Here is a 15,664-nt window from a genome sequence, read left to right on the forward strand (position 1 = left end):
TCTTACACAGTAATTGATGTTTGAAATAGTGGATACATATCACAAATAGCTTTTGTTGTTTCTTTTGCTTGTTTAAGAACTTCCGTATCGCCTTTGCTTTTCAGAACAGATGCAATTACTTTAGCGATTTGCACCATCTCTTCCTTTTTCATCCCACGTGTTGTTAACGCCGCTGTCCCCATACGGATCCCACTTGTAACAAACGGACTTTGAGGATCATACGGAATCGTGTTTTTATTAACCGTTATACTAGCCTCTTCAAGCAACTTCTCGGCTTCTTTTCCTGTTAAGTCCCATGGGCGTACATCCAACAGTACAATATGATTGTCTGTGCCACCTGAAATTAGAGCTGCACCTTCTTTCTTTAATTCTTCGCCAAGTATTACTGCGTTTTCGATGACTTGCTGTGCATATTCCTTAAAGCTTGGCTGCAGTGCTTCCTTAAAGGAAACTGCTTTTGCAGCGATAATATGCATAAGTGGCCCACCTTGAATACCTGGGAATACAGCTTTATTGGTGGCTTTAATGATTTCTTCATCATTGGTTAGGATAATACCGCCACGGGGACCTCTTAATGTTTTATGAGTCGTACTTGTCACAACATCCGCATAAGGGATTGGTGATAAATGAAGTCCGGCTGCTACAAGCCCCGCAATATGGGCCATATCTACCATCAATTTCGCGCCAACTTTATCAGCAATTTCTCTAAAACGAGCAAAATCAATCTTTCTTGTATAGGCACTTGTACCTGCAATGATTAGTTTTGGTTTTTCTTTTTGTGCCACTACTTCTAGTTCATCATAGTCAATCAAATGATTATCTTCTCTCACCCCGTAAGACACAACATCAAACCATTTTCCTGACATGCTTACCGGACTGCCATGTGTTAGATGTCCACCGTGCGATAGGTTCATCCCCATTACTTTATCGCCTGGCTGAAGTAACGCATAAAAAACAGCTGTATTTGCTTGTGCACCTGAGTGTGGCTGTACGTTTGCATAGTTAGCATCGAACAGCTTGGTCAAACGTTCAATAGCAACTTGTTCTGCTACATCGACAAATTCGCATCCCCCATAATAGCGCCTTCCTGGATACCCTTCTGCATACTTGTTCGTCAACACACTTCCCATTGCTTCTAATACATCTTCGCTTACAAAGTTTTCTGATGCGATCAACTCTAGTGTTTGATGTTGGCGATTCTTCTCTTTCTCAATTGCTTCAAAAACAATTGAATCTTTTTGTCGTAAACTCATTTTTATTCCTCCTCGAAATCTTGCTTATGTTCCCTTGGCTGTACCAACTATAACTTGAAGAATTCTCTTTCTTGCTACTGACTTACTTTTCTATGAAAACTGTTTAAAACATTATGCTTCACTACTTTTTTACATAGAAAAAAAGACACAGAAAGGTAGCATAACGTTCTCTACCCTTCTCTGTCCTTTTACCTGAGAGTTTAACTCCATTCTTAATTCAAAGAGTCTTCCCCTTTGGTGGCGTACTACTGTATACGCGCTCTCCAGAGGTGCGTCCCGTTGTGGTTCATTCTACCTGAGAGATTTGTTTCCAAGGGTCTTTTTGGAACTTGCTCCTTCGGTGGCTTGTCGCATTGCACTCTCCCACAACCATCATCCGCTATTATGAAATTATACAGATTGAAACTTTAATTGTTTTTTACTACACATCAGTAATCAGAAATAAAATAAGAATTCAACTGGAACTCTCTCAAATACATATATTTAAAAAGCCTCTAGTATTAATTGATTTTCTAGGTAATGTTGAACTTCTAGTGCTGCGATACATCCATCCCCAGTAGCAGCTACTACCTGCCGGACTGCATTTTGTCTAATATCTCCTATCGCAAAAATTCCAAGAATATTCGTTTTCATTCGATTATCCGTTATGATCCACCCTTCTTCATCCGTAATATTTAGATTTTTCACGAAATCTGAAACAGGGTTCATCCCTATATACTCAAACACACCATCAACTGGAAAACTCTTCTTTTCACCTGTTTTTATATTTTCAATAAGGACATGAGTTACTTTATCCTCTCCTATAATCTCATTGACAACAGTATCATAGATCACATCAATTTTATCATTATTAAGCATCCGCTCCACTAAAATAGGCTGAGCTCTGAATTGGTCCCGGCGATGAAGGACGGTTACTTTCTTAGCAAACTTAGTTAAAAAAACCGATTCTTCTACGGCAGAATCTCCCCCACCTATAACAACTAGTTCTTTTCCCCTAAAAAAGGCTCCATCGCAAACGGCACACCATGATACACCTCGACCTGAAAATTCTTCTTCTCCAGGAACGCCCAACTTTTTATATTTAGTACCTGTAGCAATAATGACAGATTTAGTCTGATACGTTTTATTCCCTGCATATACTACTTTCATATTGCCCTCATTTACAATGTCTTCTACATTGGCTTGTTCATACTTGGCACCAAAGCGTAAAGAGTGCTCAAACATTTTTTGTGCTAAATCTGGTCCGGATATATGTGAATAGCTAGGAAAATTCTCTATCTCTTCCGTATTTTGAAGTTGTCCACCTGGCACTCCACGATCTAAAATTAACGTTTTAAGATTGGCCCTTGAGGTATAAACAGCAGCTGTCATACCACCAGGACCTGCACCAATAATAATGACATCGTAAATGCTATGGCTCATATACAACACCTCTTCTTTCCAAGTAAAAGGATCTGTTAATACTCCTTAAAGATATTGAGAAATTAAGTTCTTTAATTTCTCCTCTGGAGAAAACCCTAAACTCTGTTTAGCCACTGAACCATTTTTAAAAATTAAAGTAGTAGGAACACTCATAATATTAAATTTTTCTGCTAATTCACTGTTTTCATCAATATTGACATCTCCAAATGTCACATTCTCTATAGTAAGAGATAAACGATCCAATACTGGGGCAATCATTTTACAAGGACCACACCATGGCGCGCCAAATTTAATGACCGCTACCTCATTAGAATTTGTAATTTCTTCAAAATTAGCTTTATTAACTGCTACTACATTCGACATTGACATTTCCCCCTTTATGAGCCATTCTTTCATTTTTTCACTTAGACTCCTCATTCGTCATGCTAAGGAGTCTAAACATTCAGATTTTTGATTCTATATAGCTATAAAATAAGTAAACCCCATTATTATTTACAATGTTTTTTGGCCTGGTTTCCAGTTAGCTGGACATAATCCCCCTGTCTGAAGCGCCTGAAGTACTCGAAGTGTTTCATTCATATCACGCCCAATATTATTGTGGAATACAACTTGGTACATTAACTCACCTTCAGGGTTAATAATGAACAATCCCCTAAGGGCAATCCCTTCGTCTTCAATAAGTACGCCGTATTCCCGGGAGACAACATGGTTGGTATCAGCAGCTAAAGGATAATGCAACTCTCCTAGACCATTATCTAGACGATCAGTATTAATCCATGCAAGATGCGTATGTATGGTATCTGTAGAAACTCCGATGACCTCTGCATCTAAATCTTGAAACTCATCATAACGTTCAGACATTGCGGTAATTTCAGTTGGACAAACAAAAGTAAAATCCATCGGATAAAAGAATAGTACGGTCCATTTACCGTTCTTCATATTTTCTTCTAAACTTACTTTCTTAAATTCCTTATTGGGCATAACTGCATCCATTTCAAAGCGCGGTGCTTGTTTACCTACCATACGTTCTACCATTTTATTCATCCCCTTATTTAATTTTTTATGTTATGAACATGTTAATATATTAATCAATCAAGCCCTTTGTTTCCTTAAACAAACCATATACTCAATATGATCGTAACTGATGAATGTTACAGTCTCATTATCCATATAAAGATGACCTCTTTGGATATAGAAAAGGGTTGAAGTATCAAGTTGGAATTATATAAAAATGTTATATGAATTTATCTACTAAATTGGCAATAATGTTACCGCTTCTTCTGCTTCCAAGTTCTCAATCATTTCATGCCAAGACTTTGGCTTATTTGACAAGACCGAATAATAACGGTTCAAAAATTTCACAATTAGTTCTGTTTTCACTTCCGTGCTGCTGGATTCCATTGGAAGAAAACAAAGATCAAGTCCTGTTACGGCCTCTCCATCATTGTGCCAGGATGGATGGACATAAGGAAAATTAAGACGCTTATAACCAAGATGGGACAGTACCTCCCGGCGAACATATGGATCCATAGATATCACTGCACCAAATTCATGATATTCTACCCGATAAGGATCATAAATTTCGGCGAACATCCCGAAAAGCTGCTTTCCACTCGCTACGGCTAAGGCATTTAAGTCCTCGAACCTCTTTTGTGCTAAAAACGGACCAATGCCGAGCCCGTCGCGGCCAATGATTGTAAAGTCTGTCATCGCAACATTAAAATCCTCATAATAGCGATACTCCGTCGCCCCTACTACCTCCCCTTCAAGATCAGCAACAAAGACACGGATTCCTGGATCTTCGAGAGGTTCTTTCCAAAGGTCGAATTCCAATACTTCTTCTGGAGGAAATATGTCTTGCATTAATTGATGCATTTGTTTGAATAAAGGATCTCGTATACTCTCAATTCTTCGATATTCCATTTTCATCCTTCTCCTTGTTTCAATATTCATGTATAGAAAGGGTTTTTCCATTCCATGAGCGCTCCATAATTGGAAGACTCTGTATCCTCCAAATAGTTTTCTACTATTTTAATAGGAGTACGGCCGCAGCGAAGTAAAAAGGTGATGACAGGATCTTTTAGTTCCCCTTTTACGACTGCCTCAAGGTATTGTACCGGCGTCATCTCCTTTGCTTTTTTATGATACCCCGGCATTCTGCCTCCGCCTAACAACCGGTCCAGCCCCTTGTGAACGACAACATCATACATTGCTAGCATTAGCCATTTTCCTAATCTTAATTTTCGATAGGAAGGCCGCACGCTAATATCGACGACATAAAGAGTCTTTCCATTAGGATTATGATTGCTAATATAGCCATTATCCGTAATCTCTTCCCATGTATGCTCCGGATAATTTGGGTCAAAGTCAACAAGCAACCCGGTCATTGAACCCGCAATCTCACCATTTACCTCAATGCATAACGCGCCCTCGGGAAACAAGGTAACATGGTTGTGTAATTGCTCCGTATTCCACCATAATTCAGATGGGAATGGCGGAGGGAAACTTTCCTGTTGAATGCGAATTAAACCAGAAAAATCCTCTTCTTTATAATTACGGATCACCGCCAGCGTAGGATGATCCTCGTCGAAGACAAAAAACTCTTTTCGATACACGACGACTCCTCCTTACTTACTTACACTTGTGCGATGAGTTCTTTTTTGGGTTCCCAATCTGGATAAAGATCGGTACGACGATCACGCCATGTGGTGACAGAACCACTTTCACGAACCTGATATAACAGCTCTAAATCCAAATCAGCCGTTACAATCATATCTTGATTGATTTCACCTTCTACTAGAATACCTCGGGGAGGGAATGGAACATCGTTTGGCGTAATCACTGCTGCTTGTCCAAAATTACCTCGCATAAAGTCAACGGTAGGAAGGGAACCAACTGTACCGGTAGTAACGACATACACTTGATTTTCAACGGCTCTCGCATGGCTAGTGTAGCGAACACGATGAAATCCATGACGGTCATCGGTACATGAAGGACAGAAAATAATATCAGCCCCCTTCGCTTTCGCCATTCGGACAATTTCCGGAAATTCGATGTCATAGCAGGTCAACATGGCAATTGTTCCTTTGTCAGTTTTGAACACTTCTAGGCTTTCACCAGGGGTCATGTTCCATTCCTTCACTTCCGTCGGAGTGATATGAAGCTTTGCCTGTTCTGCGACTCTTCCATCCGGATAGAACAAATGAGCAACATTGTATAATCGGTCACCTTTACGAATGACATGAGTTCCTCCAATTATATGCATCTTTGTTTGCTTCGCGAAATTTATAAATAAAGACCGATACTGTTCCGTAAAATCAGGCAAATCTTGAATTGTCAAAGAATTGCCTTGCTGATTGCCAATAGACATTAGCTGAGTAGTGAAAAATTCCGGGAACATGACAAAATCCGCTCCAAATTCTTTAGTTGTTTTCATATAATGTTCTACTTGTTTGGCAAATTCGTCAAAGGATTGTATCGTGCGTAGCTGATATTGAATCGCTGAGACTCTTAGTTTCATAGCCTTCTCCTTTCTTAACACCTTTATATGCCTTATTTTTAAACAACGAAAGTACTGGATACAGAGAATCAAGACACTTCAGGTCCTTATAAGGTATAAATGACCCTCTATGGTCTCTTTTATTTTCGTTATTACAATAAACACGACCATCGATAAAAAGCACTCTTAACCCCTGCCGGATATAATCCTATAAGTATTTCAACCTTTTTACTCAGAAGGTATCTAATCTAAATACACAAAATACCCATCAATAAAATCCGAAGTTATAATACTAATTATTTAGATAATGAATTTCACTCTTTTTCATAAACGCTAATGCATTAGAGTAATCAAAAGAAATCGCCATGAAACCTTCTCCTCTTCATATGAATGTTTATCACTACCCATATACATAATTTTCAAATAATTGCTTATCTTAAGATCTTATTGCGTTCTCACTTTTTTCTAAAGCATGCCCTCCAAATTCGTTGCGTAAAGCTGCTACCACTTTACCTGTAAAGGTATCGTTTTCTAAGGAACGATAACGCATCAATAGAGACAAGGCTATTACAGGTGTGGCTGTTTGTAGGTCAAGAGCTGTTTCAACCGTCCATTTCCCTTCCCCCGAAGAATGCATAATCCCTTTTATGTCTTCTAATTTTGCGTCTTTAGAAAAGGCTCGCTCTGTTAAATCCATAAGCCACGAACGAATCACTGATCCATTGTTCCATACTCTTGCTACTTTTTCGTAGTCATAATCAAATTCGCTTTTCTCTAATACCTCAAACCCTTCACCAATAGCAGCCATCATCCCATATTCAATTCCATTATGGACCATTTTTAAAAAATGACCGCTCCCTGCTTTTCCTGCATATAAATATCCGTTTTCTATTGCTGTGTCACGGAAAATAGTTTCTACAACATTCCAGGATTCAGGATCGCCGCCAACCATGTAACAAGCACCGTTACGAGCACCTTCCATCCCGCCGGACGTTCCAACATCCATAAAGCTAACACCATATTGTTTTAACCGATTGTACCGGTTAATGGATTCCTTATAATGGGAATTACCAGCTTCAATGACGATGTCCCCGCTATTTAAAAAAGGTGTAAGTTCATTAATCACTGAATCAACAACTGTATGGGGAACCATTAACCAAAGAACTCTTGGCTGCTCTAATGATTGAACAAGCTCTAACAAACTAGAAGTACCTTTAGCTCCGTATTTTTCCATTTCTTCTACAGCCCGTTGGTTTATATCAAAAACGGCTACTTCATGCTTACGATCCATTAAATTCTTACCTAGGTTCAATCCCATTTTTCCTAACCCGATTAACCCGACCTTCATGATGTTCCCTCCTATAAGTCATTTAATAAAAAGACAAATTTTTCGTGTGAACATTCAGCCTTTCCGAGTATTTATAAATCCCACCAATTAAAACCATCCTCTTGCAATAATTCGTAGGAAGCATCTGGACCCATTGAACCCGAACGATACGGATGAAGGGGAAGGCTATTTTCTTCAAATGATTCAAGAATTGGTTGTACCCATTTCCACGATAATTCAACTTCCTTCCAATGGGTAAAGAATGTTGAATCTCCGCGCAAAGCATCGAACAACAAGAGTTCATACGCTTCTGGAACATTTTTTGGACTAGCTGAAAATTCTATATTGACAGGCTCAATTTGATTCGTTAATGGGTTTTTCATATTTAATTGTAGTGAAACGCCTTCGTGCGGACTAATTTGGATGACCAAAAGATTCGGCATCATTACATCTTGATGGAGCATATTCAGATCTTTTAATGGATTTTTGAATTCAATCACAACACGCGTTAACTTTTCCTTCATTCTTTTTCCCGTACGAATATAGAATGGGACTCCGCTCCATAAAGCATCATCAATCCATAAACGTGCTGCAATAAACGTATCATTAGTTGAAGAATTCTCAATTCCAGACTCTTCTTTATAACCAACAACCGGTCTGCCATCTATTTCTCCCGAAACGTATTGCCCCCGGATAACATCTGTAATGACACCTTTGTTCCCCAAAGGCCGAAGAAATTCCATGATTTTCCTCTTCTCATCACCGACCTCTCTAGCGCTGAGTTTGTTGGGAAGATGCATGGCTGTCATCATAAGCAACTGCAGTAAATGATTTTGAAACATATCTCGGATAGCTCCGGCCTGATCATAATAATCAGATCGCTCTTCAACCCCAACCGTCTCACTGGCTGTGATTTGTACATTGGCAATGTACTGATTATTCATAAACGCTTTAAGTACAGGATTAGAGAATTTTAATCCCTCAAGATTCTGGACCATCGGCTTGCCAAGATAATGATCAATGCGATAAATCTCCTCCTCTTCAAATGTCCGACTTAATTTTTCATTCAACTCTAAAGCTGATTTCAAATCATGTCCGAATGGTTTTTCTATAATGAGACGCTTCCACCCCTTTTTAGAGCTTAACCCGCTTTCCTTAATATTTGACGTAATAACATCCACAAACTCCGGTGCAACGGATAAGTAAAAAATGCGGTTTTCAGGGAGCCCTAATTGCTCTTCACGTCTTTCAATAGTTTCAAGTAATTTTTTATATCCTTCATACTCCGTTACATCCAGGGAACAATACCGAAATGCATCAAGAAACTTTTCCATTTTTAAAGAATTATCGATCGAACGCCTAGAGAATGTTTTAATTGACTGTTCAACATGGATTTGAAATGTATAGTCAGACCATTCCCTTCTTCCTAAACCAATAATTGAAAATGAGTTAGGCATCTTTCCATCAAGAAATAAATTATATAAAGCAGAGAAGATTTTCCTCTTAGCCAAGTCCCCTGTTGCTCCAAATAAAACAAAGGTCATAGAATCCAGTTCCAGCATATTTGAAACATCAAAAGAATTCTCCTCTAGATAATTACTGCGAGAAATAGCTAATTTACTCATTAGATCCCCTCCTAAGTTCTTTATCACTTTTTCAATATCTTTACAGACATCAGTATAACGCGTATAATATTTACTTGTAAGTACGCACTTTATGTTCATATAGTATCAAAAAGTATACCGTTACCTATAACCGACATGGAGGGGAAATGCATGGGACGTATTTGTATAAAAGAGTTTAACTGTGAAAAAGAGTTAACCCTTTCTGTAATTGGGGGGAAATGGAAGATGCTAATTTTATGGCATCTAGGAAAAGAAGGTACAAAACGCTTTAATGAATTGAAATCTCTTATACCTGGTATTACTCAAAGAATGCTTGTTAACCAATTACGTGAACTGGAAGACGATCTTATTATTCACCGTGAAGTTTATCCCGTTGTACCACCTAAAGTAGAGTACTCACTAACAGAAAAAGGAGAAAGTCTAATGCCTATTCTCGAATCGATGTATGAATGGGGTAAGAACTATATGGAAACTATTTTGAAAAGCCAGGAAGAAGAAGAAGTCAAATCTAGCAAATAGAAAGAAATCTCTTTGGAAGTAAATTGCGTATTCACCATGAATGCGAGATAAACCTGTTAAGAAAAACAGGATTATTAAGATTCCTAGATTCCTGCATGTGGTTGAGAATATGCCTATATATCAACACTTCAACCTCTCTCAAGGGTACCATAAACGACCGTTTATTAATTTCCGCATCAGCTCTAGTTTTTTGACTAGGGCTTTGTTTTTTATGTCTTGAAACCATTGAGAGATAAGGGTTTCAAATTATGAAATTCACTCAGTTTTGCACTAGAACCGAAAAAAAAAGAGTCTTTTTGCTTGCAGAACGACATTTTTAAGTGTTATATATCAGGTATAATATAATGAATAATCAATTCATATGGGAGTAACTGTCTATGCAAAAAAAAAATTTGTTTCTCTTGATGAACATCAGATTTTTCTACAAGGACCAGTAGTGGTATTTAAGTGGAAAAATGCCAAGGATTGGCCGGTTGAATATGTCTCATCAAATGTAGAAGAAAATTTAGGATATAAAAAAGAAGATTTTTTGTTAAGTCGTATAAAGTATGCGGATATCATTTCTGAAGACGATTTACTCCGGGTTTCAAATGAGGTTTCGAACTACAGTTTAAGTGAACGCAATATGTTCGAGCAAGAGTACGGAATTGTAAAAAGTAATGGAGAAATCGTCTGGATCTATGATTATACAACAATAGTTAGAGATGAGAATGGGGCAATTACTCATTTCTATGGTTATATATTAGATATCACTAAACATAAAAGAAACGAAGAAGCTCTTAGGAGAACAGAGAGATTAAATACAGTAGGGGAATTTGCTGCAGGAATTGCACATGAAATCAAGAATCCTTTAACCTCATTAAAGGGATTTCTTCAGCTAATGAAAAATGGAGAAATGAAAGAAGAGTACAAGAATGTCATGGAGTCAGAGTTGGATAGGATAGAATCCATTCTCAATGAGTTCCTGATACTATCCAAGCCACATTTAACACAATACAATAAACAAGATGTTCATGTTCTATTAAAGCAAATTCTTCCGCTTTTTGAAACACAAGCAACCTATAACAATATACAATTGGTTACTGAATTTGATTTAGAAGAATTACTGATTAACTGTAATGAAAATCAATTAAAACAAGTATTTATAAACTTTATAAAAAATGCTATGGAATCCATGTCTAATGGAGGAGTTATTAAAATCGAATGCAAGAAAGAACATAATGAACTCTGTATTCGTTTTATTGACGAAGGTTCTGGTATTTCTGAAGAAAACTTAAAACGTCTTGGAGAACCTTTCTTTACTACAAAGGAGAGCGGTACAGGTTTAGGTTTAATGATCAGTTTCAAGATTATAGAAGAACATGGCGGAACTATTCAAGTTGAAAGCCAATTAGGCATAGGGAGTACATTTAAAATTAAATTGCCTTTTTGTTAAAGGCGCTGTTAAAGGGTAATGTTGATATTTAGTATCAAAAAAGAGACTTCCTAATTTATGGAAATCGCGTTTTGATATATCGGCTTCTTCAACTAACGCACCCCTTCGTTTAACAACGTACTTAGTTAGAGAGTATTCTTACATACATCCCTCTTGTGGCTTTCTCATACGCTATTTCACTCATAACCCTTACTTTTTTTGGTAGTTCTGACACTGGTTTTAATTCTCCATCTTTTAAAACAGAAGGGTCAATCATGCGAAGTTTGTTTTTTCGATGTAGATGGTAATTCTCTCTATCCTCTATCACTTGCACATTGAGATTGAGTTTTCTTAATAAACCCAGTAATTCCTTATCTTCTGATGATTTTATTTTGATTATCAATTCATCATCTTTACCAAGAAAATCATTCGGATTTAATATGTTTTTTTCTAATGACAGTTTCAAAGTCTTAGCCAATATATCATAGCCATAGATATTTAAAGGGTCCATAAAGAAGTCAATTACTTCTTTGTAATATGTTTTGACAAACCATTCAGCTATTTCAATGTTTTGAAGATACATTTTCCCTTCGACAACGGTTAAGTTCTGCAAAAAACAATTTACTTCGTCTAACGAGATATTTCCATACACATACATATCACGAAGAGTATAATCTACTCTATCTGCACATAATTCTGGTGCTGGCTGTTCCAACAATGTCCACTTAGTATCATCAAACAAAATATCCTCATAATTGTAATCATACTTGGCTAAAATTGTTGGGATTTCAGAGTTTTCAACAACTGAACTATATATTTTTTCATGATAGTCTTCTTCCTTATTTTCAAATACGAAATCAATTACATGAGAAAATGCTGTGTGGGAAACATCATGCAATAACCCTGCAATCTGCTCTTCGACTGTTCCACCAAGTTTTTTTATTAACAACATGACACCTATTGAGTGGTCAAAACGAGTTACATTCCACTTTCCATTAACTAAGTAACTTGCTCCACCTTGATGAATTCCCTTTAACCTTTGAATTGGCTCACTTAAAATTAATTTCTCTAATATACTATCTACTTCAAATTTACCGTAAATTTCATCTGATATAATCAATTGTCTCCCCCATAAATTCAAAGAATAGAGCAATACTTCATTATCTCTTCTTAAAGTATTCTGCCCGTTACTTCAACAAGAGAAAGGCGATAACCTTTATAAAGCTATCGCCCCCGTTCGTTCAATAACCTCTTTCTTTTTAAATAACTAAAAACCAAAATACCTATACATCCACCTAATGAATTTAACATAATATCATCTACGTCAAACACACCTAATTGCGTAACGTATTGCACTGACTCAATAGTAAGGCTAAACATCAATATTAATACTATTGTCAAAGCGTTCTTTAATTTAGGTAAAAGGAGTGGAATTAAAACTCCTATTGGGATAAATAGTAACAACACACCGAAAGTATTATAAAACCAAACATCAAAGTTATAGCTATGAATATTAAATAGGTAAGTGCCAATGGTAGCAAAAGGGACAAAATTATGTGACACTCCAGTATAACTCCCATCAAGTCTCCCTGGATAAAACGAACTGACTCCTACAAAGCTAACGAATAACACCAAAGAAATATAGAACAAAGTTAAAACAATAAGCCACCACTTTGATTTCAAATCAACAACTAACAGCTTCAAAGGACATACCTCCTCAATAAAAGGTATGTCCAAGCGATGTTTGTTATTCTTAACCAGTTATTTACCTCGTTAGCACAACAAGAAGCGCTGACCATGTTAAATCAACGCACCCCGTTAGCTGCATAACGCCTTACATCTCTTCAAATATTAGTTCTTCGGTCATTTCATTTCCATCTTCTAACCAATGAATGTGCGTAATCCATTTAAAACCAACTTCATAACCTCCTAAAAGCCCTGTATCTGCTAATTGCATCTGATATGGGTTTTCTTCAGTAGGTAAAAATTCACTATTTGAGACAATGGAAGGACCATCACCTTTCCATTCAATAGTATGTTCATAGCTGATTTCTTGTTCAACCTCCTGTTCCTCTCCTGTATAGACAAACTCTATTTGAATATCTATATTATCTTCAGGAGGAGGATATTGTGTTGCTTCCATTTCCGCATCCCAATTTTCGGATGTTGCGAAGAAATAAAATTTTTCTTCCTTAGCTTCACTTCCACAAGCTGTAAGAAAGACCGTTAAAAATAATAATCCTAATATTTTTTTAGACATAAGACACCACCCTTTCAAAAAAACAATTATTTCAGCATTCATTTGTTCTTCTTTTCTTATTGTTTTCTTCTTCTACCACGTTTGTTTAAGTACAACCCTTCACAAACTTAGATGTCTTCGATAATTACTGGTTTTATGTCATCATCATAAAATTGAATGAAATAAATAAAATTTTCAAATGGGAGGTACCCAGCATGTAACAGTTCTTCATTAACAGTTAGTGGATATTCCCTTTCTTTTGGAAATATTCCATTTAAATAATATAACTCATCTTCTGGTTCCATTCTGTATGACCAAATAACCTCTTCTTCTTCTATTTCCTCCAATTTGAAAATAGAACCCGAAAATACCGTTCCGTTCACTGAGACATAAGCATGAATGTTATTGGAAGATTTTAGTACAAATACAGTTCTTTCTCCATCAGAGTAAGTTACTAAATCCTCTATATTTACTTCCTGGTTTTCATAAGAGGAAATCCGTTCAATGACCTCTTCTTGCTCCTCTGAAACATTATCCGATGAACACCCTATCATTAACAAACATATAAAAATTAAATAGATATAAAGTATATTTTTCAACATTTCACCCTCCTAACTTATTAATATTAATCGTAACATCTATATCAATGTGGTAAAAAAAAGTAACTCCTTCTTCCGTTTTCCAGCTTCTATAACGCAACAGGAGCTGCCTCACCTTGTTTAGCTATTGCTCCCGTTAGCCATCCATGCAGCGCAAAATCGGCGCTGCACCACAGAGAATGAAAATGGTTAAAAACCGTCAATACTGATTCTACGGCTGGGAGAGGAAGGTCGATACACTATGGCGCTAGTAGAGCCCATCCGTTAGTCTGACTCCTTCGACCACGGTGCACCACTGACTGTTGCTCCCTTGCGGAAGCACTCATGGTAGATTAATCCTATTCTGGTTGTTGCACCAGCCTCCATTATTTTAAGTCGTAGAAAGGATGGTTTCAATGGATGTAATCATTGAACGGGCATGTGGTATGGATGTTCATAAGGACTCTATCACTGCATGTATTATCACTCCAAAAGGAAAGGAGATTCAATCATTTTCAACGAAAACAGTGTTTTTATTGAAACTACTCGACTGGGTTAAGGAACATGGTTGTACACACGTTGCCATGGAAAGTACGAGTGTGTATTGGAAGCCCATTGTGAATTTACTTGAGAGTGAAGACATTGTGTTTCTAGTAGTCAATGCCCAACACATCAAAGCTGTTCCAGGTCGTAAATCTGATGTAAATGATGCCGAATGGATCGCGAAGCTGCTTCGTCATGGATTGTTGAAAGCTAGTTTTATACCTGATCGAAACCAACGAGAATTACGGGAACTTGTTCGTTATCGTCGGAGCATCATTGAGGAACGTGCGAGACAACATAATCGGATCCAAAAAGTGTTAGAAGGAGCTAACATCAAGCTAGGTTCTGTCGTGTCAGATATTATGGGAGTATCCTCAAAAAATATGCTTCGTGCCATAGCTGAAGGTGAAGATGATCCTGAAAAACTAGCAAATTTGGCTCAACGTACATTAAAACGAAAAAAGACTGATCTTGAACTGGCTCTTCGAGGTTATATAAGTCCACATCAACGATTAATGTTAAAAACAATTATAAAGCATATTGATTTTTTAAGTGAGGAAATTGAGATGCTTGATCAAGAAGTAGCGAAAAGGGTCAGCTCCTATCAAGAGGATATCGATCGATTAGATTCTATTCCTGGGATCGCTACTCGAATGGCTGAACAAATTTTATCTGAGGTTGGAACCGATGTGAGTAAGCAGTTTCCAAGCGCAGCTCACATGTGTTCATGGGCAGGTCTCGTACCTGGACAGAAAAAAAGTGCTGGCAAAAGGAAGTCTCCTAAAACCAAAAAAGGGAACAAGTATCTGAGATCGGCATTAACAGAAGCAGCTCATTCAGTAAGAGGATCCAAAAACTACCTTGGCGCACTGTATAGGCGTACAGCATCGCGCAAAGGTAGGAAACGAGCAGGAATTGTCGTCGCCCACGCCATGTTACGTATCTCTTATTATCTCTTAACCCGTAAAGAAATGTATGTAGACTTAGGCGAAGATTACTTCGATAAGCAAAGAGAGCAATCAATTGTTCGACATTCGCTGCGTAGACTTGAAAGTTTAGGTTACACCGTATCATTGTCAGAATCAGAAGCCTCTTGATCCAGTCCATTTAGCTTCAAATAATATCAACGAAACAGGCGCTCTCCCCTTTTTTAAAAAATGAATGAGCTGCGTCTTATTCAGTATTGCCGTTTTTCCTAAGTTACAGAAGTTTATTTTCATGGTAGTTGAAGTACAACTCTTCGCA

Annotated in this window: 16 protein-coding genes and 1 riboswitch; of the genes, 3 read left to right on the forward strand and 13 right to left on the reverse strand. The window is 37.4% G+C overall.

From position 1 onward, the window contains the following. Nucleotides 1-2: 2 nt before the first annotated feature. The 9 genes from glyA to zwf form a co-directional block, all read right to left on the reverse strand. Nucleotides 3-1,253, reverse strand: a complete 1,251-nt coding sequence (glyA, locus tag AC1FXP_RS13230; RefSeq protein ID WP_480062109.1) for a serine hydroxymethyltransferase — start codon at nucleotides 1,251-1,253, stop codon at nucleotides 3-5. Nucleotides 1,254-1,423: 170 nt separating this feature from the next. Further along, nucleotides 1,424-1,530, reverse strand: a riboswitch (glycine riboswitch). Between the two features lie 206 nt (nucleotides 1,531-1,736). Further along, nucleotides 1,737-2,675, reverse strand: a complete 939-nt coding sequence (trxB, locus tag AC1FXP_RS13235; protein ID WP_480062111.1) for a thioredoxin-disulfide reductase — start codon at nucleotides 2,673-2,675, stop codon at nucleotides 1,737-1,739. A 45-nt stretch (nucleotides 2,676-2,720) separates the two neighbouring features. Continuing rightward, the gene (gene trxA, locus AC1FXP_RS13240) at nucleotides 2,721-3,038 is read right to left on the reverse strand and encodes a thioredoxin (RefSeq protein WP_480062113.1); all 318 of its coding nucleotides are present in this window, start codon (nucleotides 3,036-3,038) and stop codon (nucleotides 2,721-2,723) included. A 129-nt stretch (nucleotides 3,039-3,167) separates the two neighbouring features. After that, nucleotides 3,168-3,710 (reverse strand): peroxiredoxin, encoded by a 543-nt coding sequence (locus AC1FXP_RS13245; RefSeq protein WP_480062115.1) that lies wholly within the window; start codon nucleotides 3,708-3,710, stop codon nucleotides 3,168-3,170. 216 nt (nucleotides 3,711-3,926) lie between these two features. After that, the gene (locus AC1FXP_RS13250) at nucleotides 3,927-4,598 is read right to left on the reverse strand and encodes a GNAT family N-acetyltransferase (RefSeq protein WP_480062117.1); all 672 of its coding nucleotides are present in this window, start codon (nucleotides 4,596-4,598) and stop codon (nucleotides 3,927-3,929) included. Nucleotides 4,599-4,624: 26 nt separating this feature from the next. Beyond that, entirely contained in the window at nucleotides 4,625-5,290 is a 666-nt protein-coding gene (locus AC1FXP_RS13255; protein ID WP_480062119.1) for a GNAT family N-acetyltransferase, read from the reverse strand. A 20-nt stretch (nucleotides 5,291-5,310) separates the two neighbouring features. Beyond that, complete coding sequence (locus AC1FXP_RS13260; RefSeq protein ID WP_480062121.1) at nucleotides 5,311-6,195, reverse strand: carbon-nitrogen hydrolase family protein; 885 nt, start codon at nucleotides 6,193-6,195, stop codon at nucleotides 5,311-5,313. Between the two features lie 415 nt (nucleotides 6,196-6,610). Next, nucleotides 6,611-7,522, reverse strand: coding sequence for a phosphogluconate dehydrogenase (NAD(+)-dependent, decarboxylating) (gene gnd, locus AC1FXP_RS13265; RefSeq protein WP_480062123.1), 912 nt, complete (start codon nucleotides 7,520-7,522; stop codon nucleotides 6,611-6,613). 71 nt (nucleotides 7,523-7,593) lie between these two features. Continuing rightward, nucleotides 7,594-9,054 carry a glucose-6-phosphate dehydrogenase gene (gene zwf / locus AC1FXP_RS13270; protein ID WP_480062452.1) on the reverse strand — a complete coding sequence of 487 codons (1,461 nt, stop codon included), beginning with the start codon at nucleotides 9,052-9,054 and terminating at the stop codon, nucleotides 7,594-7,596. 222 nt (nucleotides 9,055-9,276) lie between these two features. Between zwf and AC1FXP_RS13275 the strand changes: the two genes are divergently transcribed. Then, entirely contained in the window at nucleotides 9,277-9,645 is a 369-nt protein-coding gene (locus AC1FXP_RS13275) for a winged helix-turn-helix transcriptional regulator (protein ID WP_480062125.1), read from the forward strand. A 361-nt stretch (nucleotides 9,646-10,006) separates the two neighbouring features. Further along, nucleotides 10,007-11,080 (forward strand): ATP-binding protein, encoded by a 1,074-nt coding sequence (locus AC1FXP_RS13280; protein WP_480062127.1) that lies wholly within the window; start codon nucleotides 10,007-10,009, stop codon nucleotides 11,078-11,080. 121 nt (nucleotides 11,081-11,201) lie between these two features. Here AC1FXP_RS13280 and AC1FXP_RS13285 read toward each other — a convergent pair whose 3' ends face one another. The 4 genes from AC1FXP_RS13285 to AC1FXP_RS13300 form a co-directional block, all read right to left on the reverse strand. Beyond that, complete coding sequence (locus tag AC1FXP_RS13285; RefSeq protein WP_480062129.1) at nucleotides 11,202-12,179, reverse strand: HD domain-containing protein; 978 nt, start codon at nucleotides 12,177-12,179, stop codon at nucleotides 11,202-11,204. A 104-nt stretch (nucleotides 12,180-12,283) separates the two neighbouring features. Next, entirely contained in the window at nucleotides 12,284-12,763 is a 480-nt protein-coding gene (locus AC1FXP_RS13290; protein ID WP_480062131.1) for a VanZ family protein, read from the reverse strand. Nucleotides 12,764-12,893: 130 nt separating this feature from the next. Then, entirely contained in the window at nucleotides 12,894-13,319 is a 426-nt protein-coding gene (locus AC1FXP_RS13295; protein ID WP_480062133.1) for a hypothetical protein, read from the reverse strand. 107 nt (nucleotides 13,320-13,426) lie between these two features. After that, entirely contained in the window at nucleotides 13,427-13,900 is a 474-nt protein-coding gene (locus AC1FXP_RS13300) for a hypothetical protein (RefSeq protein ID WP_480062135.1), read from the reverse strand. 392 nt (nucleotides 13,901-14,292) lie between these two features. On the opposite strand from AC1FXP_RS13300, the gene AC1FXP_RS13305 reads away from it, so the two are divergent. Then, complete coding sequence (locus AC1FXP_RS13305; protein ID WP_480062137.1) at nucleotides 14,293-15,516, forward strand: IS110 family RNA-guided transposase; 1,224 nt, start codon at nucleotides 14,293-14,295, stop codon at nucleotides 15,514-15,516. Nucleotides 15,517-15,664: the final 148 nt, after the last annotated feature.

The sequence above is a fragment of the Halalkalibacter sp. HAAS-P013 genome (assembly GCF_056619925.1).

Excerpts from the sequence above, each read along its gene's own strand:
- glyA (WP_480062109.1), bottom strand. The coding sequence starts at position 1,253 with ATGAGTTTACGACAAAAAGATTCAATTGTTTTTGAAGCAATTGAGAAA.
- trxB (WP_480062111.1), bottom strand. The coding sequence starts at position 2,675 with ATGAGCCATAGCATTTACGATGTCATTATTATTGGTGCAGGTCCTGGT.
- trxA (WP_480062113.1), bottom strand. The coding sequence starts at position 3,038 with ATGTCGAATGTAGTAGCAGTTAATAAAGCTAATTTTGAAGAAATTACA.
- AC1FXP_RS13245 (WP_480062115.1), bottom strand. The coding sequence starts at position 3,710 with ATGGTAGAACGTATGGTAGGTAAACAAGCACCGCGCTTTGAAATGGAT.
- AC1FXP_RS13250 (WP_480062117.1), bottom strand. The coding sequence starts at position 4,598 with ATGGAATATCGAAGAATTGAGAGTATACGAGATCCTTTATTCAAACAA.
- AC1FXP_RS13260 (WP_480062121.1), bottom strand. The coding sequence starts at position 6,195 with ATGAAACTAAGAGTCTCAGCGATTCAATATCAGCTACGCACGATACAA.
- gnd (WP_480062123.1), bottom strand. The coding sequence starts at position 7,522 with ATGAAGGTCGGGTTAATCGGGTTAGGAAAAATGGGATTGAACCTAGGT.
- AC1FXP_RS13275 (WP_480062125.1), top strand. The coding sequence starts at position 9,277 with ATGGGACGTATTTGTATAAAAGAGTTTAACTGTGAAAAAGAGTTAACC.
- AC1FXP_RS13280 (WP_480062127.1), top strand. The coding sequence starts at position 10,007 with ATGGGAGTAACTGTCTATGCAAAAAAAAAATTTGTTTCTCTTGATGAA.
- AC1FXP_RS13295 (WP_480062133.1), bottom strand. The coding sequence starts at position 13,319 with ATGTCTAAAAAAATATTAGGATTATTATTTTTAACGGTCTTTCTTACA.
- AC1FXP_RS13300 (WP_480062135.1), bottom strand. The coding sequence starts at position 13,900 with ATGTTGAAAAATATACTTTATATCTATTTAATTTTTATATGTTTGTTA.
- AC1FXP_RS13305 (WP_480062137.1), top strand. The coding sequence starts at position 14,293 with ATGGATGTAATCATTGAACGGGCATGTGGTATGGATGTTCATAAGGAC.